This is a genomic window from Photorhabdus kleinii, assembly GCF_025384885.1.
Classification (GTDB): Bacteria; Pseudomonadota; Gammaproteobacteria; order Enterobacterales; family Enterobacteriaceae; genus Photorhabdus; species Photorhabdus kayaii.
Genome location: NZ_JAJAFY010000152.1, coordinates 1 through 827 on the forward strand (window position 1 = coordinate 1; position 827 = coordinate 827).

The 827-nt window shown below is 55.3% G+C and carries 1 rRNA gene; it reads left to right on the forward strand.

Annotated features, from left to right (window positions below):
• Positions 1–827 (forward strand): 23S ribosomal RNA (locus LG003_RS23115); the annotation flags it as partial.

Consider the following 827-nt stretch of genomic DNA (forward strand, 5'->3'; position numbering starts at 1 on the left):
TGGGAGGAGCAGGTAAATCCGCTCTTCTGTGAACACTGAGGCGTGATGACGAGCCGCTACGGCGGTGAAGTGGTTGATGCCCGGCTTCCAGGAAAAGCCTCTAAGCGCCAGGTCACATTGAATCGTACCCCAAACCGACACAGGTGGTCAGGTAGAGAATACTCAGGCGCTTGAGAGAACTCGGGTGAAGGAACTAGGCAAAATGGTGCCGTAACTTCGGGAGAAGGCACGCTGGCGTTAGGTGAAGGGAGAGACGCCCGGAGCCGAAGCCAGTCGCAGAGACCAGCTGGCTGCAACTGTTTATTAAAAACACAGCACTGTGCAAACACGTAAGTGGACGTATACGGTGTGACGCCTGCCCGGTGCTGGAAGGTTAATTGATGGGGTTAGCCGCAAGGCGAGGCTCTTGATAGAAGCCCCAGTAAACGGCGGCCGTAACTATAACGGTCCTAAGGTAGCGAAATTCCTTGTCGGGTAAGTTCCGACCTGCACGAATGGCGTAATGATGGCCAGGCTGTCTCCACCCGAGACTCAGTGAAATTGAACTCGCTGTGAAGATGCAGTGTACCCGCGGCAAGACGGAAAGACCCCGTGAACCTTTACTATAGCTTGACACTGAACATGGAGCCTTGATGTGTAGGATAGGTGGGAGGCTGAGAAGCGCGGACGCCAGTCTGCGCGGAGCCATCCTTGAAATACCACCCTTGAATGTTCGATGTTCTCACTTAGGCCCGTGAACCGGGCTGAGGACAGTGTCTGGCGGGTAGTTTGACTGGGGCGGTCTCCTCCCAAAGCGTAACGGAGGAGCGCGAAGGTTGGCTAATCAC